Here is a 14,458-nt window from a genome sequence, read left to right as displayed (position 1 = left end):
CCATGCTTTTTAAGAGGGCCAAGAGGAAATTGCCGAAGCCGCACGAGGCCAAGTGTCACATTCGCAAGGGCGACAAGGTGGTGGTGATCGCCGGGAAGGACAGGGGGAAGATCGGGAAGGTGTTGCAGGTATTCCCGCGGCGCCAGAGGGCCATCGTGGAGGGAGTGAATATCGTCAAGCGGCACATGAAACCCACCCCTTACAGTGAGGGAGGGATAGTGGAGAAACCCGCACCTATTCATGTATCCAACCTGATGCTCTTTTGCCCCAAGTGTAACCGGGGCGTGCGGATCGGGCGCAAGTTCCTCGAGGACGGAACCAAGGTGCGGGTCTGCAAGAAGTGCGGCGAGATCATAGAGGCTGAGGAGTAGGGTCATGGCCTGGCTCAAGGAATATTATCAGGAGACGGTGGTGCCCAAGCTCAGGGAAAGGTTTGGATACCGGAACCCTTTTGAGGTTCCGCGGCTGGAGAAGATCTGCGTGAACATGGGGTTGGGGGCGGCGGTGCAGGAGCCGAAGCTCATCGACGAGGCCCTGCGGGAGCTGGCCATTATCACCGGTCAGAAACCCAAGGTGTGTCGGGCCCGCAAGTCCATAGCCGCCTTCAAGCTCCGGGCGGGAATGCCCATAGGGGTGATGGTGACCCTGCGGAAGAACCGGATGTACGACTTTCTGGCCCGGCTCATCCATGTGGCTCTTCCCCGGGTGCGGGACTTTCGGGGGCTTCCGCGGCGGGGGTTCGACGGGCGCGGGAATTACACGCTGGGACTCGACGATCACACCATCTTTCCGGAGCTTGATCCCAACGAGGTGGGCCGGGTCAAGGGGATGAACATAACCATAGTGACCTCTGCGGAGACCGACGAGGAGGCCTATGAACTTCTGAAACTTCTGGGGTTGCCCTTTAGGAGGTAGAGATGCCGCGCAAAGCCCAGCTTTTCAAAAAGCCCAAGTTTAAGGTCCGGCACCGGAATCGCTGTTCCATCTGCGGTAGGCCCAGGGGATACATTCGGCGGTTCGGTCTTTGCCGGATCTGTTTCCGGAGACTGGCCTCGGAGGGGAAGATCCCCGGGGTGAGAAAAGCCAGCTGGTAAGGGGTGAGGAGCCATGATGACGGATCCCATTGCGGATATGCTTGCCAGGATCAGAAACGCGCTGATGGCGCGGCACAGGACGGTGGAGATTCCGGCCTCGAAGCTCAAGAGGGAGATAGCTCGCATCCTCAAGGAGGAGGGATACATAGAGGACTACGAGTTCGTGGCGGAGGGGCCGCAGGGAAAGATTGTGATCACGCTCAAGTACGACGAGAACCGGAGGCCGGTGATTGCGGGGCTCAAGCGGGTCAGCAAGCCCGGTCGCCGGGTTTACGCGGGGGTGAAGAAGCTTCCCCGGGTGATGGGAGGTCTGGGTATAGCGATCATTTCCACCTCGCGGGGAATCATGACCGATCACGAGGCCCGCAGACGGGGCGTGGGCGGCGAGATCCTTTGTGAAGTCTGGTAAGGGGTGAGGTGTTATGGCTACGGAATCCCGTATCGGTAGAAGACCGGTGCCTATCCCCAAAGGGGTCAGGGTGGAGATAAAAGAGGGGCGCATCCTGGTGGAGGGCCCTAGGGGGCGTCTGGAGAAGCCGCTTCCCCCCATGGTGGAGGTGGAGATCGGGCCGGAGGCGGTAAGGGTGAGGCCCCGGGAGGTGCGCAAGAAGCTCCAGCGCAAGGCCAAGGCCTTTCAGGGGCTCACCCGTGCCCTCATTAACAACATGGTGATCGGGGTGACGCAGGGGTTCACCCGGTCGCTCGACATCATCGGGCTGGGATACCGGGCGGAGCTCAAGGGGGACGAGATCGTTTTTCACCTGGGTTATTCCCATCCCATAAACTTCAAGCTTCCGCCCGGAATAAAGGCCAAGGTGGAGAAGGGTTCCGGGGATGTGCAGGTGCGGGTGGTGCTTGAGGGGATAGACAAGGAGCTGGTGGGTGAGACCGCGGCGCGGATTCGGCGTCTGCGTCCGCCCGAGCCGTACAAGGGCAAAGGGATTCGCTACACCGGGGAGCAGATCATTCGCAAGGCCGGCAAGGCCGGAAAGGCCGGGAAATAATCGGGGGGAATAGGACCTCCCCGAAGGAGGAGATAGGATGCTGCGAAGGGAAAAGTTAAAGAAGCTTGAGCGGAGGCTCCGTCGCAAGAAGCGCGTGCGGAAGAAGGTCTTCGGGACTCCCGAGCGTCCCCGTCTTTCGGTCTACCGGAGTCTCAAGCACATTTACGCCCAGATCATAGACGATACCCGGGGGCACACGCTGGTGGCGGCTTCCTCGCTTTCTCCGGAGATTCGCGAGCGCTGGGAGGAGTTGAAGAAAGAGGGCGGGAAGACCGCGGTGGCCCGGGCGGTGGGTGAGCTTCTGGGCAGGAAGGCGGTGGAGGCCGGGATCAGGAAGGTGGTCTTTGACCGGGGAGGTTTCAAGTATCACGGACGGGTCAGGGCGCTGGCGGAGGGGGCCCGCAGCGCCGGCCTGGAATTCTAGCTTAAGGAGGCGCATAGGTGGCCACGGCAAAGGGGAACGAGGAACTCATCGAGAAGATTATCTTCATCAACCGGGTGGCCAAGGTCCACAAGGGAGGTCGGCGTTTTCGTTTTTCGGCCATCGTGGTGGTGGGAGACGGAAAGGGGCGCGTGGGGTATGGCCTGGGCAAGGCGCCGGAGGTCCCGGATGCCATTCGGAAGGCCCTGGACAAGGCCCGGAAGAACATGATTCAGGTGCCGGTGATCAACGGGACCATTCCGCACGAGATTACCGTGGACTTCGGGGCGGCCCGGGTGCTGCTCAAGCCGGGGCGTCCGGGAACCGGGGTGATCGCCGGGTCCACCATCCGGGCCATCATGGACGCGGCCGGTATCCGGGATGTGGTCACCAAGTGCATCGGAAGCACCAACCCCCACAATGTGGTGAAGGCCACCTTCAGGGCCCTGGAGAGTCTTCAGAGCCCCGAATATGTGGCCAGAAAACGGGGCTTTACGGTAGAAGAACTCCTGGAGAGGATCGGCCATGGGCAAAAAGCTTAAGATCACCCTGGTGCGGAGTAAGTACGGTTGGTCCAGGAAGCAGAGGGCGACCATTGCCGGTCTGGGGTTGCGAAAGATCGGGCACACGGTCATTCGACCGGACAATCCCTGCATCCGGGGCATGGTGGAGAAGGTCAAACATCTGGTAAAGGTGGAGGAGATCGATGAGTGAGGGTTTGATAACCCTTTCCAACTTAAAACCTTTTGCGGGTTCCAAGCACCGGGAGAAACGCGTGGGTCGTGGTCCGGGGTCGGGGCACGGCAAGACCTCCTGTCGCGGGCAGAAAGGGCAGCGGGCCAGAAGCGGGGGCGGTGTACCGCCCTGGTTCGAGGGCGGGCAGATGCCGCTGATCCGCCGGCTTCCCAAGAGGGGGTTTAAGAATCCCTTTCGGGTGGAATATAATGTGGTGAATGTGGGGGATCTGGCCCGGAGGTTTTCCGAGGGGGCCACGGTGGATGTGGAGGCCCTTAAGGCCGCCGGTCTGGTCAAGGGGCGCGAGGTCCGGGTGAAGCTTCTCGGCGACGGGGAAATAGATTTTGCGATTACGGTGAGGGTGCACGCGGCATCGAAGAGCGCCCGGGAGAAGATCGAGAAGGCCGGGGGCCGGGTGGAGATTCTGGAGGACTAGGGAGTGATCAGGACTTCCGGGATAGAGAGTCTGGCCAACATTCCGGAGCTTCGGCGCCGGATTTTTTTCCTTCTCGGGGCCCTTGCGGTTTACCGGATCGCCGTCCACATTCCCACGCCCGGGATAAACGCCGAGGCGTTGCTGGCCCTCTTTGCCCGGGCCGGGGGGACCATCTTCGGTTTTATTGACATGTTTTCCGGCGGGGCCCTGCGGAGGCTTTCGGTCTGTGCCCTGGGGATCATGCCTTACATCAGCGCGGCCATTATTCTGGAACTCCTCACCGTGGTGTATCCCTCCCTTAAGGAGATGCAGAGGGAGGGTCCGGAGGGCCGCCGGAAGATGGCCTACTACACCCGTTATCTCACCGTGGCCATCTGTCTCATCCAGGGGTTCGGGATCGCGGTGGGGCTTGAGAAGATGACCGCCCCCAACGGGGATCCGGTGGTTATGTTTCCGGGGTGGGGGTTTCGGTTCCTCACCATGCTCACGCTTACCACGGGTTCCATGTTTCTGGTCTGGCTGGGGGAGCAGATCACCGAGCACGGGATCGGGAACGGCATTTCACTCCTCATCTTTGCCGGTATCGTGGCCCGTCTGCCCTCGGCGCTGATCAACACCTTTCGTTTCGTTAAGACCGGGGAACTCTCCGGAGCGATTCTCTTCTTTATTCTGCTTCTGGTGGTGGCGGTTCTGGCCTTCACCTGTTTCGTGGAGATGGCCCAGCGGCGCATTCCGGTGCATTACGCCCGACGGATGGTGGGGCGCCAGGTGGTGGGGGGGCAGAGCACCTACCTTCCCATCAAGGTGAACACCGCCGGGGTGATTCCGCCCATCTTCGCCTCGTCGGTCCTCATGTTTCCGGCCACGATTTCCACCTTTCTGCCTCTGGCCTTTTTCCAGGCCCTTTCCACCTACCTGCGGCCGGGGCACTGGCTTTACGAGATCCTTTATGTGATTCTCATTATCTTTTTCTGTTACTTCTACACGGCCATCATCTTCGATCCCAAGGATGTGGCGGACAATCTCCGGAAGTGGGGTGGTTTCATCCCGGGGATTCGTCCCGGTCGGGCCACTCAGGAGTTCCTGGATCGGGTGCTCAACCGGGTGACCCTTATCGGGGCCATTTATGTGGCGGCCATCTGCGTGTTGCCCACGCTTTTGATCGTGAAATTTAATGTGCCTTTTTACTTTGGGGGCACGGCTCTCCTGATCGTGGTGGGGGTGGCCATGGACACCATGGCCCAGATAGAGGCCCACCTCCTCACCAGGCGTTACGACAGTCTGGTGCGGGAGGGCCGTCTGCGCCGCAGACGGTAAAAAATCAAAAAAGGAGGGGGTCATGAACATCGTATTTCTGGGACCGCCGGGTGCCGGTAAGGGGACGCAGGCCAAGCGTATCACGGAGCGCTACGGTATTCCCCAGATTTCCACCGGGGACATGTTCCGGGAGCATCTCTCCAAGGGCACGGAACTCGGCAAGAAGGCCAAGGAATACATGGACAAGGGCCAGCTCGTGCCGGACGAGATCGTGCTCGGGATGGTGGAGGAACGGCTTAAGCAGCCGGATTGCGAGAAGGGCTTTATTCTGGACGGATTTCCGCGCACGGTGCCTCAGGCCGAGGCCCTGGACGAGATGCTCGCCAAGTGGGGGAAGAAGATCGACTACGCCATTGCCATTGAGGTGCCGGACGAGGAGCTGGTGAAGCGGCTCACCGGGCGTCGCACTTGCAAGAATTGCGGTATGATGTATCATGTCATATTCAAACCCCCGAAGGTAGAGGGGAAGTGTGACGCCTGCGGGGGAGAGCTTTATCAGCGGGCGGACGACAACGAGGAAACGGTAAGGAACCGTCTCAAGGTATATCACGAGTCCACGGCTCCCCTGATTGATTATTACGAGAAGAAGGGCGTGCTTCACCGGGTGGACGGAATGGGGAGCATTGACGAGATTTTTGAGCGGATCGTTAAGATTCTGGGATAATTGATTTTAGTGCGGCGGGTAAGCGCGGGTTCGGGAATAAAGAGGATAAAACTCAAGGCCCCCTGGGAAATTGAACTTCTCAGGCGGGCCAATGCTATTGTTATGGAGGTGCTTTTGCGGCTGGCCGAGGAGTCGAAGCCCGGGGTGTCCACCTGGGATCTCGAGGTTCTGGCCGATACCCTTTGTCGCAAGCGGGGTGGGCGGCCGGCCTTTAAGGGATACCGGGGGTATCCCTATGCGCTGTGCGTGTCCGTTAACGAGGAGGTCATTCACGGTATTCCCCGGGAGGACAAGGTCCTCCGGGAGGGGGACATAGTGAGCTACGATTTCGGGGTGGAGTACGAGGGGTACATAGGGGATGCGGCCCTTACGGTGGCGGTGGGGAAGGTCTCGGAGGTGGCGGAAAGACTCATGAAGGTGACGGAGGAAGCCCTTTACCTGGGGATAGAGAAGGCCCGGGTGGGCAACCGGGTGGGGGACATTTCGGCGGCCATTCAGCGCCATGTGGAAGGGGCCGGTTTTTCGGTGATTCGGGACTTCGTGGGGCACGGTGTGGGGCGTTCCCTGCACGAGCCGCCGGAGGTGCCCAACTTTGGGAGACCCGGAAAGGGGCCCCGGCTTGCGGCCGGGATGGTGCTGGCCATCGAGCCCATGGTGGTTACGGGAAGTCCTAAGGTGAAGATCCTTGAAGATAAGTGGACGGCGGTTACGGAGGACGGGGGGCTTGCGGCCCATTTCGAGCACTCGGTGGCCATCACGGCCCGGGGGCCGGAAATTCTTTCCAGGGTTTAGGGGAGGGGTATGCCGAAGGAAGATCACATTCAGGTGGAAGGGACGGTGGTGGAGGCGTTGCCCAACGCCATGTTCAGGGTGGAGCTGGAGACGGGGCACAGGGTTCTGGCTCATGTGTCGGGGAAAATGCGGATGCACTACATCCGGATCCTTCCGGGCGACAAGGTAATCGTGGAGCTTTCGCCCTACGATCTTACCCGGGGGCGTATAGTGTACAGGGGCTCCAAAAAGGACAGGGGAGGTAGGTAATGAAGGTTTCGGCTTCGGTGAAGAGGCGTTGTCGCAAGTGCCGGATCATTCGGCGCAGGGGTGTGGTGCGGGTGATCTGTGAGAATCCCCGCCACAAACAGCGTCAGGGTTAGGAGGTGATAAGGTGGCACGGGTAGCAGGGGTAGAGATTCCGGACAACAAGCCGGTGGAGATCGCGCTGACTTACATTTACGGGATCGGGCGGACCTCGGCGCAGAAGATCCTGACCAAGGCCGGGGTGGACTGGTTCAAGAAGACGCGGGAGCTTTCGGAGGAGGAGCTTACGCGGATCCGGCAGATCATTGAGAAGGAGTACAAGGTGGAGGGCGATCTTCGGCGCGAGGTGGCGCAGAACATTCGGCGCCTCATGGATATCGGTTGCTACCGGGGGTTGCGGCACAAGATGGGGCTTCCGGTGCGCGGGCAGAGGACCCGGTCCAACGCCCGGACGCGGAAGGGACCGCGGCCGTCCTCTCTCAGGGGCCGCAAGAAAAAGTAAGAGGGGTGAGGACTTATGGCGCGTAAAGGACGGAAGAAGAAACGGGTTAAAAAGAATGTCCCGGAAGGGATCGCGCATATTCACGCCACCTTTAACAATACTATCGTGACCATTACCGACCGGCAGGGCAACACCATTGCCTGGGCCAGCGGGGGTACCGAGGGGTTCAAGGGCACCCGGAAGGGGACTCCTTATGCGGCTCAGCTTGCGGCTCAGGCCGCGGCCAAGAAGGCCATGGAACAGGGGATGAAGAAGGTCTGGGTCTACATCAAGGGGCCCGGGCCCGGTCGGGAGGCGGCCCTGCGGGCCCTTCAGGCCGCGGGTCTCAAGATTACCTTCATTCGGGATGTGACTCCCATTCCCCACGACGGCTGCCGTCCGCCCAAGAGACGGCGGGTATAAAAATCATGTAGGGAGGGATAGCCTTGGCGAGATACACCGGACCCAGATGTCGTTTGTGCCGACGGGAGGGGATGAAGCTCTTCCTGAAGGGGGAGCGTTGTTATACGGACAAGTGCGCCTTTGAAAGGCGGAGTTATCCCCCGGGACAGCACGGTCAGGCCCAGCTCCGGGTGAAACTTTCGGACTACGGGATTCGGCTTCGGGAGAAACAGAAGGTCAAGCGGATGTACGGAGTTTCGGAAAAGCAGTTCCGGCGCTATTTCGAGAAGGCCACCCGGATGAAGGGGCAGGCCGGTCACAACCTGCTTCAGTTGCTGGAGCGCCGTCTGGACAATGTGGTTTACCGTCTGGGGTTTGCGGCCTCCCGGGCCCAGGCCCGGCAGATGGTGGCCCACGGTTGGTTCAAGGTGGACGGTCGCACCGTGGACATTCCCTCCTACCTGGTGGATCCGGGGGAGGTTATCGAACTCAAGGAGAAGTACCGGAACAATCCCCAGATCCAGGAGAACCTGGAGGCGGTGGTGCGGAGAGGGGTGCCGCAGTGGCTCGAGCTTGACGCGGAAAACTTCCGCGGGGTGGTCAAGGCCCTTCCGACCAGGGAAGACATAACCATGCCCATTCAGGAGAGCCTGATCGTGGAGTTCTACTCCCGCTAAAAAGAGATCCGGGGTGGAGATATGAACACTTTGAGGGAAAGGATAGGCAATATCGGATTGATCAGGCCCGAGGGAATCAAGACCCACAGGGATTCCCGTCCGCCCTATTACGGAAAGTTCATCATAGAGCCCTTTGAGCGGGGATTCGGGATAACCATTGGCAACGCCCTGCGGCGGATCCTGCTTTCCTCCATTCCCGGGGCGGCCATAACGGCGGTGCGCATAGAGGGGGCTCCTCACGAGTTCACCAGCATTCCGGGGGTTCTGGAGGATGTGACGGACATCGTGCTTAACCTCAAAGGGGTTCGATTCAAGCTCAAGGGTGAAGGCCCCTATGTGTTCCGGCTGGAAAAGAAGGGCGAGGGCGAGGTGAAGGCCGGGGACATAGAGACCGACGGGCTGGCTGAGGTGGTGAATCCCGACCATCACATCGCCACTCTGAACAAGGACGGCGTGCTTTCCATGGAGCTTCAGGTGGAGATGGGACGGGGTTATGTGCCCGCGGAGTTTAGTCGGGAGAAACACCAGATCGGGATTATTCCGTTGGACGCGGTCTTCTCGCCCATAGTACGGGCCAACTTTTCGGTGACCCAGACCCGGGTGGGGAAGAGCAGTGAATTCGACCGCCTGGTGCTGGAGGTCTGGACGGACGGGACCATAGATCCCGGGGAGGCGATCAAGCGGGCCGCGGGGATCCTCCGGGAACAGCTTGCCGTTTTCGGGGAAGAGAGGTCCGAGCCGGAGGAGATTCCTCCCGAAATAGAAAAGGCCCGTTCCACCCTGGAGGAACACCTCAACAAGCCCATCGAGGTCCTGGAGATATCCTCCCGGTCGCTCAATTGTCTCCTCAATGCCGGTCTCAGGTATATCGGCGATCTGGTAACCCGTACCGAAGCCGAGATGCTCCGGATCAAGAACTTCGGGCGGAAGTCGCTGGAGGAGATCCGGGATCGTTTGCACGAGATGGGGCTGGATTTCGGTATACCCATAGAATGGCAACCTCCGGAGGAAAAAGAAGGGGGAAAGGAGTAAGCCATGAGACACCGGAAGAGAAGTCGTCGGCTGGTGACCAAGTGGGAGCATCGCATCTCTTTAATGCGGAACCAGGTGACCGATCTTCTGCGCTACGGACGGATTACCACTACCCTGGCCAAGGCCAAGGAGTTACGCCGGGTGGCGGACCGGATGATCACCCTGGCCAAGCGGGGGGATCTGGCCTCACGCCGGCGGGCGCTGGCCTTCATTCGGGACAAGGCCGTGGTTAGGAAGCTTTTTACGGAGCTGCGGGAGAAGTACATGGATCGTCCCGGGGGCTATACCCGGATCGTGAGGATCGGCCCCCGGCGCGGGGATGCGGCCATGATGGCCATCGTGGAGCTGGTGGAGGAGAAGCTTCAGCACAGGCGTTCCAGGAAAAAGATCGAGCGGGAAAGGAAGGCCGAAAAAGAGATTCGCGAGGCCCTGAAGAGAGAAGAGCCCAAACCTGCGGAGGAAACCCAACCCGCCGAGGAGGCGTCCGGGCCCCGGGAAGCGGCCCCGGAGGGAACTTCCGAGGCCGAAACCGCGGCTACGGAAGAGGCCCCGGAGAAGGACAAGACTTCTGTTTCTTCCGAGTCCGGTGAGAGTCCGGAATCCTCTTCCGAAATCTCTTCCGAGGAGCCCCACTCCTAACTTTTGGATCAACCTCCGGGGCTCGGGAATTCCTCCGGGCCCCTTTCTTAGAAGTCTATCCGGGCTTCTCAGGATGGTCGGCCGGCCGAAGGTTTGAAAGTGTTTGCGGCCGGTGGTTCCACCGTTTTTCCTAACGCCCAAACTCAGCGGCCGGCGGTTTCGCCGGTCCGCTGAAGAGGTTTGTTAGAGATTGTTTCTATCATATATTTTGATTCCTTTAATCCGATTAAAATGAACTTCGTTTAATGTTATTAGAGGAAGCTCCATTTCTAAAGCAGTTGCTCCTATAAAAATATCTCTAAATTCTATCAGCTGATTATTAGCTTTTAATCTTTTATAAATCTCCGCCGAACGCTTAGCTATTTCTTGTGTAAAGGGTATTCGATCCATCTTAATAGCTTCTCTAAATCTTGTTTATGTCTATCTGTTATAGCTCCAGCATACAACTCAAATACAGTAATAGTTGAAATAAAACAGTTAAAACCTTCTTCTTTTACTTTCCATAAATAAGTATTTCGTTTGTCTTTCTTTCGTAAGAATTCTATTATTATGCTAGTATCAATTAAAATGTTTCTATCTTCCATTTATTTATTTTTATTTCAAACTTATTTTCTAAATGATCCCATACTGAAATACTTAAAAAATCTTTTTTCCAGTCTTCAGGCTTTTCCTCTTTAATTTTCTTTTTTATTGTCTTTAATATTTTTTCTTCAAGCTCTAATAACTCTTCTATTAGTAAGCTTTGAAAGTTTTTGTTCTATGTTATTTAAGGATAATTCAAGCATGGTTATTTCTCCAAAGTTTTTTTGAGTTCCATTTTAATATTTTGGAAAAATTTTTCAATCTAACGCCCAAAATCAGCGGCCGGCGGTTACGCCGGTCCGCTGAAGAGGGTTGTTAGATTAAACTTTCTTTTTCTTTACCAATATGGAAGGGTAAAACAAAACGTTTGTTTTCTTTCATGTAAATCCTATGACTTCCTTTACTCCTGATCAATTTAAAACCTGCTTGTAATAATAACTTTTCGGCTTCAACAGCAGTTAATCTTGGCAGTTTAGGCAACCTTTACCTCTAAAGAAGTAGTCAAAATCTCCTTGTTTAATAAAATTCTTTTTTCTTCCTCATCCAAAGTTTCTAAATATAATTCTACAGCTTCTTTAATATTTTTTAGAACCTCGTCTAAAGTGTCTCCCTGTGTATGACAGCCTTTTAATTCAGGACAATAAGCATAATATCCAAACTCATCTTTTTCTATTATCACTGTAACTTTCATATTCATACCTCAAATTTAATTTTTTCTAACGCTTAAAATCAGCGGCCGGCGTATCCGCCGATCCGCTGAAGCGGATTGTTAGAAAAAATCTATTCTTTAATAAACTTCTTCGTGAGTTCCTATATCAATCAAAACAACTTTATTATCTTCAGCAAAAAAGAATATAATCCTTAAATCATATTCTAAACTAAAACTCCATAAATCTTTCAATTTCCCTGTTAATTTGTGAGTTCTAAGCTCTTTAGCAAATGGATTTTCTATAAATTTCTCTAATTTCTTCCAAAATATCTCTTCTAATTCTTTATTTCTTTTTATTCTCTTTTTGAAAGCTCTCTTAAAAGATGAACTAAATGATATTTCTATCATTCAAGTTCCATATTTTTTCTAAGTTCATTTATATCAGAAGAAAATTGCAATCTATTTTCTTTATATTCATTAAGACTTTTCAAATAATTTTCATAAATTTTTTCTCGTTTTTCTTCTATAATGTATTTTTCTATTAAATTTTTAAGTTCTTCCTTTTCAGATAGGGGCAGTTTTTTAATATTTTCCAATAAAATGTCATACCTTACTTCCATTTATTTCCTCCTGCAATGAATTATGTTATATCCATTCCCGAGATAAAGTTTATAGAGGGACAAGGACTCCATTTTTCGTAGGCTTGGAAGCCTCTATAGGAGTCTGTCCCTCTGTCCCTCAACTCCCAATTGGTTGGTTGGGCGCAAAAGCCCCTGCCAAACGGGAGGATGGAGCTGAGGGACATATACCTTATCCCAGGAGGTAGCCTATGTTCTACATAGGTATCGATGTCGCCAAAAATTCCTTCCAGTTCTGTATCCTTCACCCACAAAAGGGAAAGCTCGTATCCAAAAACCTCCCCATGTCTTCCAAAGGCTTCGAAGACTTCCTCCAAACTCTCTCCGCCTATACCCCAAACCATATCGTCCTTGAATCCTCCGGACGCTTCCACCTCCCTCTCCTCGCCTTCCTCCTGGACCAGGACTTCCGGGTATCCCTCCTCAACCCTAAAATGGTTCATCACTTCGTCCGGTTCGTCTCCGCTAACAACCCCTCTAAGTCCGATAAAAAAGACGCCTTCCTCCTGGCGCTCTTTGCCCTCTCCAATCCCCACCTCCTTAAACCAGCTACCCTCCCCTCCGAAACCAAACTCCTGGCCCGACAAATCCAAAAACTCAAACAGGAAATCGCCGAGGCCAAAACCCAAATCAAACACTCCCTCGCCGCCCTTTTCCCCGAAGCCGAAAAACACTTCAATGTCTTCTCTCGGGCCTTCCTTGAAATCCTCAGCCGCTACCCCTCCGCTAAAAGAATTGCCAAAGCCGGTTGGGGAAAAATAGACTATATCCTCTCCCGACTGCCGGGCCGTAAACCTTCCTTCTCCGCTCAAGACCTCGTGCAGGTGGCCCAAAACTCGGTGGGGATCTCTCATAAAGGCCTGGAAAAAATCCTCCAAATTTACATCCAAAAGATCTTCTTCCTCCAATCCATGATCGAAAAACTGGAAAAAGACCTCCAGACGGAGATCGAAACTACCATGAAAACTCAGCTGGAATGCCTCTCCTCCATAAAAGGCATCTCCCGCGACCTCGCCTCCAGGTTCCTGGCCGAAGTCGAAAACATAAAACGCTTCAGTAACGCCAAAAAACTGATCAAATATGCCGGAACAGATCCCGTGGTCAAACAATCCGGAAAATGGAAGGTCCGTATGAACATCTCCAAACAGGGAAATCCTTACCTTCGAAATATCCTCTTCCAGATGGCCGTAGGAACGGTCAAGTGGGAGAAAACTTTTCAGCATTACTTCCGAAGGAAATACACCCAGTTCAGAAGCTATAAAAAAGCCATGATAGCCGTAGTTAACAAACTGATCCGGGTAATCTATGCCCTCTCTACTCGTAATCAATTCTTCGATCCTTCTAAACTTGCTCCTGCGGGGGTGCCCCATGCCTAGCTATCAATTCCTGATAGTTGACTCCTGTTTAATCAGAGAATTTAACTATTTCCTTTCTGTTAGAGGCATTCCCCCCGAACGAACTAGTCCCTTTTATTTTTTATTTTTGCGGGGCCAATCAATGCCCCCACAGGTTTTTCCTTTCTAAAATATTACCGAACTTCAGGGAAAAGCCAAATTTTATATTTTTTTTCTAACGCCCAAACTCAGCGGCCGGCGGTTATGCCGATCCGCTGAAGCGGGTTGTTAGGCAATTCTTTTATTAATGGGAGCATCTTTTTCCCGACATTGGAATCCTTTAAATATCAAGGCTTTGGGGACGCATAAAATGTCGACTCTTTGATGACCCCATTAATAAAATTCTTTTTGACACTTGAAACAAAAAGCCTTACCTTTAAATTTCTTTTTATTATTCCAGCAAAATTTGGCCTCATTTTCTGAAATCATTGCACCGCATTTAAAACAAAAATATCTTTTTACATCTTTAATGCCAAATCTTTTTATCCAATCTATAGTAATAGGTTTATGATAAGCTACTAGCTTTTTAGCAAATTCTTCTACTATAGAAAAAGAACTCATTTTAAAGACATATTTAAAAGTATCTAAAGTGTTTATTTCTTCAGTATTCTTTTCTATAATAGTAGCTAACATATCAGCTTTTATGACATTGGAAAAATCAAATTTTTTTGATTTGGGACGCCTAATTATTGCTTTTGGAGATACTAATATATAATTAAAAAAACGAGGTTGTATCTTTATTCCAACTCTTTTTGGTAAAAGATTTTGGGCTTTTATAAACTTTGAAAGTAATTCTATATGACGCTTATTTTGTTCGATTGGAGATGGAATTCCAATATAGTAATTCTTATATTTTACTTCAAATTCTCCTGATTCTGTTATTCGAAGGCCGTACCTATAATTTTTTGATTCTAATACATATATATCGAAAAAGCGATTTATTAGAATATGATCAATCTGTGCGGCTTTTCCATTAAATTCTATTCTTAGATCATGTATAACAGCCCAATTTTTAGAGTCGCCGTAATAAAAATTAATATAATAAGCAGAATCTTCTTCTCCTGATTCTCCTCTTTTAATTGCATATATTTCACGTTCTATGAGAAATCTTTGCTTTGGAGAAAGGTTATAAAAAGACAATAATTTTTTTAATTCTCTAATATCTCTCTTTCTTGAATCACGATCTTTTATGATCATAATTGATTATCGCTCTATTTTTACTTCTAACGTCCAAACTCAGCGGACGGCGGATACG

Annotated in this window: 25 protein-coding genes and 1 pseudogene; 20 read left to right on the top strand and 6 right to left on the bottom strand. The window is 53.0% G+C overall.

Features of this window, described 5'->3' with window-relative positions; all coding sequences use genetic code 11:
• Positions 1 to 2: 2 nt before the first annotated feature.
• The 19 genes from rplX to rplQ are packed head-to-tail and all read left to right on the top strand — an operon-like array spanning position 3 to position 9,940.
• The gene (rplX, locus tag K3767_RS00320) at positions 3 to 371 is read left to right on the top strand and encodes a 50S ribosomal protein L24 (RefSeq protein ID WP_221171572.1); all 369 of its coding nucleotides are present in this window, start codon (positions 3 to 5) and stop codon (positions 369 to 371) included.
• 4 nt (positions 372 to 375) lie between these two features.
• Entirely contained in the window at positions 376 to 915 is a 540-nt protein-coding gene (gene rplE / locus K3767_RS00315; protein ID WP_221171571.1) for a 50S ribosomal protein L5, read from the top strand.
• A 2-nt stretch (positions 916 to 917) separates the two neighbouring features.
• Positions 918 to 1,094 carry a type Z 30S ribosomal protein S14 gene (locus K3767_RS00310; RefSeq protein WP_068669403.1) on the top strand — a complete coding sequence of 59 codons (177 nt, stop codon included), beginning with the start codon at positions 918 to 920 and terminating at the stop codon, positions 1,092 to 1,094.
• A 13-nt stretch (positions 1,095 to 1,107) separates the two neighbouring features.
• Positions 1,108 to 1,503 (top strand): 30S ribosomal protein S8, encoded by a 396-nt coding sequence (rpsH, locus tag K3767_RS00305; RefSeq protein ID WP_221171570.1) that lies wholly within the window; start codon positions 1,108 to 1,110, stop codon positions 1,501 to 1,503.
• Positions 1,504 to 1,516: 13 nt separating this feature from the next.
• Entirely contained in the window at positions 1,517 to 2,098 is a 582-nt protein-coding gene (gene rplF / locus K3767_RS00300) for a 50S ribosomal protein L6 (protein ID WP_221171569.1), read from the top strand.
• A 37-nt stretch (positions 2,099 to 2,135) separates the two neighbouring features.
• On the top strand, positions 2,136 to 2,522 hold the full coding sequence (gene rplR / locus K3767_RS00295) for a 50S ribosomal protein L18 (RefSeq protein ID WP_221171568.1): 387 nt from the start codon (positions 2,136 to 2,138) through the stop codon (positions 2,520 to 2,522).
• A 17-nt stretch (positions 2,523 to 2,539) separates the two neighbouring features.
• Complete coding sequence (rpsE, locus tag K3767_RS00290; protein ID WP_221171567.1) at positions 2,540 to 3,061, top strand: 30S ribosomal protein S5; 522 nt, start codon at positions 2,540 to 2,542, stop codon at positions 3,059 to 3,061.
• Positions 3,045 to 3,233 carry a 50S ribosomal protein L30 gene (gene rpmD, locus K3767_RS00285; RefSeq protein ID WP_221171566.1) on the top strand — a complete coding sequence of 63 codons (189 nt, stop codon included), beginning with the start codon at positions 3,045 to 3,047 and terminating at the stop codon, positions 3,231 to 3,233. The genes rpsE and rpmD overlap by 17 nt, the downstream gene beginning before the upstream one ends.
• Positions 3,234 to 3,240: 7 nt before the next feature.
• A complete protein-coding gene (rplO, locus tag K3767_RS00280; RefSeq protein WP_370630434.1) occupies positions 3,241 to 3,690 on the top strand; it encodes a 50S ribosomal protein L15 in 450 nt (149 codons plus the stop codon).
• 6 nt (positions 3,691 to 3,696) lie between these two features.
• Positions 3,697 to 5,007: a preprotein translocase subunit SecY gene (gene secY, locus K3767_RS00275; protein WP_370630433.1), complete on the top strand. Its 1,311-nt coding sequence runs from the start codon at positions 3,697 to 3,699 to the stop codon at positions 5,005 to 5,007.
• 22 nt (positions 5,008 to 5,029) lie between these two features.
• Entirely contained in the window at positions 5,030 to 5,671 is a 642-nt protein-coding gene (locus K3767_RS00270; protein ID WP_221171563.1) for an adenylate kinase, read from the top strand.
• A complete protein-coding gene (gene map / locus K3767_RS00265; RefSeq protein ID WP_370630425.1) occupies positions 5,672 to 6,463 on the top strand; it encodes a type I methionyl aminopeptidase in 792 nt (263 codons plus the stop codon).
• A gap of 9 nt (positions 6,464 to 6,472) precedes the next feature.
• Positions 6,473 to 6,712 carry a translation initiation factor IF-1 gene (gene infA / locus K3767_RS00260; protein ID WP_221171562.1) on the top strand — a complete coding sequence of 80 codons (240 nt, stop codon included), beginning with the start codon at positions 6,473 to 6,475 and terminating at the stop codon, positions 6,710 to 6,712.
• Complete coding sequence (gene rpmJ, locus K3767_RS00255; RefSeq protein ID WP_221171561.1) at positions 6,712 to 6,825, top strand: 50S ribosomal protein L36; 114 nt, start codon at positions 6,712 to 6,714, stop codon at positions 6,823 to 6,825. The genes infA and rpmJ overlap by 1 nt, the downstream gene beginning before the upstream one ends.
• Before the next feature lie 11 nt (positions 6,826 to 6,836).
• On the top strand, positions 6,837 to 7,211 hold the full coding sequence (gene rpsM / locus K3767_RS00250; protein WP_221171560.1) for a 30S ribosomal protein S13: 375 nt from the start codon (positions 6,837 to 6,839) through the stop codon (positions 7,209 to 7,211).
• A gap of 15 nt (positions 7,212 to 7,226) precedes the next feature.
• Complete coding sequence (gene rpsK, locus K3767_RS00245; RefSeq protein WP_221171559.1) at positions 7,227 to 7,613, top strand: 30S ribosomal protein S11; 387 nt, start codon at positions 7,227 to 7,229, stop codon at positions 7,611 to 7,613.
• Between the two features lie 23 nt (positions 7,614 to 7,636).
• Positions 7,637 to 8,269 (top strand): 30S ribosomal protein S4, encoded by a 633-nt coding sequence (rpsD, locus tag K3767_RS00240; RefSeq protein ID WP_221171558.1) that lies wholly within the window; start codon positions 7,637 to 7,639, stop codon positions 8,267 to 8,269.
• 21 nt (positions 8,270 to 8,290) lie between these two features.
• Complete coding sequence (locus tag K3767_RS00235) at positions 8,291 to 9,301, top strand: DNA-directed RNA polymerase subunit alpha (protein WP_221171557.1); 1,011 nt, start codon at positions 8,291 to 8,293, stop codon at positions 9,299 to 9,301.
• 3 nt (positions 9,302 to 9,304) lie between these two features.
• Positions 9,305 to 9,940 (top strand): 50S ribosomal protein L17, encoded by a 636-nt coding sequence (gene rplQ / locus K3767_RS12225; RefSeq protein WP_221171556.1) that lies wholly within the window; start codon positions 9,305 to 9,307, stop codon positions 9,938 to 9,940.
• A 183-nt stretch (positions 9,941 to 10,123) separates the two neighbouring features.
• Here rplQ and K3767_RS12220 read toward each other — a convergent pair.
• The 5 genes and pseudogenes from K3767_RS12220 to K3767_RS00200 all read right to left on the bottom strand — a co-directional run bounded on the left by K3767_RS12220 (position 10,124) and on the right by K3767_RS00200 (position 11,791).
• Positions 10,124 to 10,524: pseudogene (locus K3767_RS12220) on the bottom strand (type II toxin-antitoxin system VapC family toxin).
• A 313-nt stretch (positions 10,525 to 10,837) separates the two neighbouring features.
• Positions 10,838 to 11,002: a type II toxin-antitoxin system HicA family toxin gene (locus tag K3767_RS12215; protein ID WP_221171554.1), complete on the bottom strand. Its 165-nt coding sequence runs from the start codon at positions 11,000 to 11,002 to the stop codon at positions 10,838 to 10,840.
• Positions 10,995 to 11,219, bottom strand: coding sequence for a type II toxin-antitoxin system HicB family antitoxin (locus K3767_RS00210; RefSeq protein WP_370630424.1), 225 nt, complete (start codon positions 11,217 to 11,219; stop codon positions 10,995 to 10,997). The genes K3767_RS12215 and K3767_RS00210 overlap by 8 nt, the downstream gene beginning before the upstream one ends.
• 90 nt (positions 11,220 to 11,309) lie before the next feature.
• On the bottom strand, positions 11,310 to 11,576 hold the full coding sequence (locus K3767_RS00205) for a type II toxin-antitoxin system YafQ family toxin (RefSeq protein ID WP_370630432.1): 267 nt from the start codon (positions 11,574 to 11,576) through the stop codon (positions 11,310 to 11,312).
• Positions 11,576 to 11,791 carry a hypothetical protein gene (locus K3767_RS00200; protein ID WP_221171551.1) on the bottom strand — a complete coding sequence of 72 codons (216 nt, stop codon included), beginning with the start codon at positions 11,789 to 11,791 and terminating at the stop codon, positions 11,576 to 11,578. The genes K3767_RS00205 and K3767_RS00200 overlap by 1 nt, the downstream gene beginning before the upstream one ends.
• Positions 11,792 to 12,000: 209 nt before the next feature.
• Between K3767_RS00200 and K3767_RS00195 the strand changes: the two genes are divergently transcribed.
• A complete protein-coding gene (locus tag K3767_RS00195) occupies positions 12,001 to 13,185 on the top strand; it encodes an IS110 family transposase (protein WP_221171521.1) in 1,185 nt (394 codons plus the stop codon).
• A gap of 351 nt (positions 13,186 to 13,536) precedes the next feature.
• Here the strand turns inward: K3767_RS00195 and K3767_RS00190 are convergent, their stop codons facing one another.
• Entirely contained in the window at positions 13,537 to 14,400 is an 864-nt protein-coding gene (locus K3767_RS00190; RefSeq protein ID WP_221171550.1) for a nuclease-related domain-containing protein, read from the bottom strand.
• Between the last annotated feature and the right edge of the window lie 58 nt (positions 14,401 to 14,458).

Origin of the sequence: Thermosulfurimonas sp. F29, from assembly GCF_019688735.1 — a bacterium.
In the GTDB taxonomy this organism is placed as follows: Bacteria; Desulfobacterota; Thermodesulfobacteria; order Thermodesulfobacteriales; family Thermodesulfobacteriaceae; genus Thermosulfurimonas_A.
This window is presented reverse-complemented; position numbering and strand designations above follow the sequence as displayed.

What these genes read in the sequence shown, in the direction of transcription:
- rplX (WP_221171572.1), top strand. Translation starts at nt 3, where the DNA reads ATGCTTTTTAAGAGGGCCAAGAGGAAATTGCCGAAGCCGCACGAGGCC.
- rplE (WP_221171571.1), top strand. Translation starts at nt 376, where the DNA reads ATGGCCTGGCTCAAGGAATATTATCAGGAGACGGTGGTGCCCAAGCTC.
- K3767_RS00310 (WP_068669403.1), top strand. Translation starts at nt 918, where the DNA reads ATGCCGCGCAAAGCCCAGCTTTTCAAAAAGCCCAAGTTTAAGGTCCGG.
- rpsH (WP_221171570.1), top strand. Translation starts at nt 1,108, where the DNA reads ATGATGACGGATCCCATTGCGGATATGCTTGCCAGGATCAGAAACGCG.
- rplF (WP_221171569.1), top strand. Translation starts at nt 1,517, where the DNA reads ATGGCTACGGAATCCCGTATCGGTAGAAGACCGGTGCCTATCCCCAAA.
- rplR (WP_221171568.1), top strand. Translation starts at nt 2,136, where the DNA reads ATGCTGCGAAGGGAAAAGTTAAAGAAGCTTGAGCGGAGGCTCCGTCGC.
- rpmD (WP_221171566.1), top strand. Translation starts at nt 3,045, where the DNA reads ATGGGCAAAAAGCTTAAGATCACCCTGGTGCGGAGTAAGTACGGTTGG.
- K3767_RS00270 (WP_221171563.1), top strand. Translation starts at nt 5,030, where the DNA reads ATGAACATCGTATTTCTGGGACCGCCGGGTGCCGGTAAGGGGACGCAG.
- infA (WP_221171562.1), top strand. Translation starts at nt 6,473, where the DNA reads ATGCCGAAGGAAGATCACATTCAGGTGGAAGGGACGGTGGTGGAGGCG.
- rpmJ (WP_221171561.1), top strand. Translation starts at nt 6,712, where the DNA reads ATGAAGGTTTCGGCTTCGGTGAAGAGGCGTTGTCGCAAGTGCCGGATC.
- rpsK (WP_221171559.1), top strand. Translation starts at nt 7,227, where the DNA reads ATGGCGCGTAAAGGACGGAAGAAGAAACGGGTTAAAAAGAATGTCCCG.
- K3767_RS00235 (WP_221171557.1), top strand. Translation starts at nt 8,291, where the DNA reads ATGAACACTTTGAGGGAAAGGATAGGCAATATCGGATTGATCAGGCCC.
- rplQ (WP_221171556.1), top strand. Translation starts at nt 9,305, where the DNA reads ATGAGACACCGGAAGAGAAGTCGTCGGCTGGTGACCAAGTGGGAGCAT.
- K3767_RS00210 (WP_370630424.1), bottom strand. Translation starts at nt 11,219, where the DNA reads ATGAATATGAAAGTTACAGTGATAATAGAAAAAGATGAGTTTGGATAT.
- K3767_RS00200 (WP_221171551.1), bottom strand. Translation starts at nt 11,791, where the DNA reads ATGGAAGTAAGGTATGACATTTTATTGGAAAATATTAAAAAACTGCCC.
- K3767_RS00195 (WP_221171521.1), top strand. Translation starts at nt 12,001, where the DNA reads ATGTTCTACATAGGTATCGATGTCGCCAAAAATTCCTTCCAGTTCTGT.
- K3767_RS00190 (WP_221171550.1), bottom strand. Translation starts at nt 14,400, where the DNA reads ATGATCATAAAAGATCGTGATTCAAGAAAGAGAGATATTAGAGAATTA.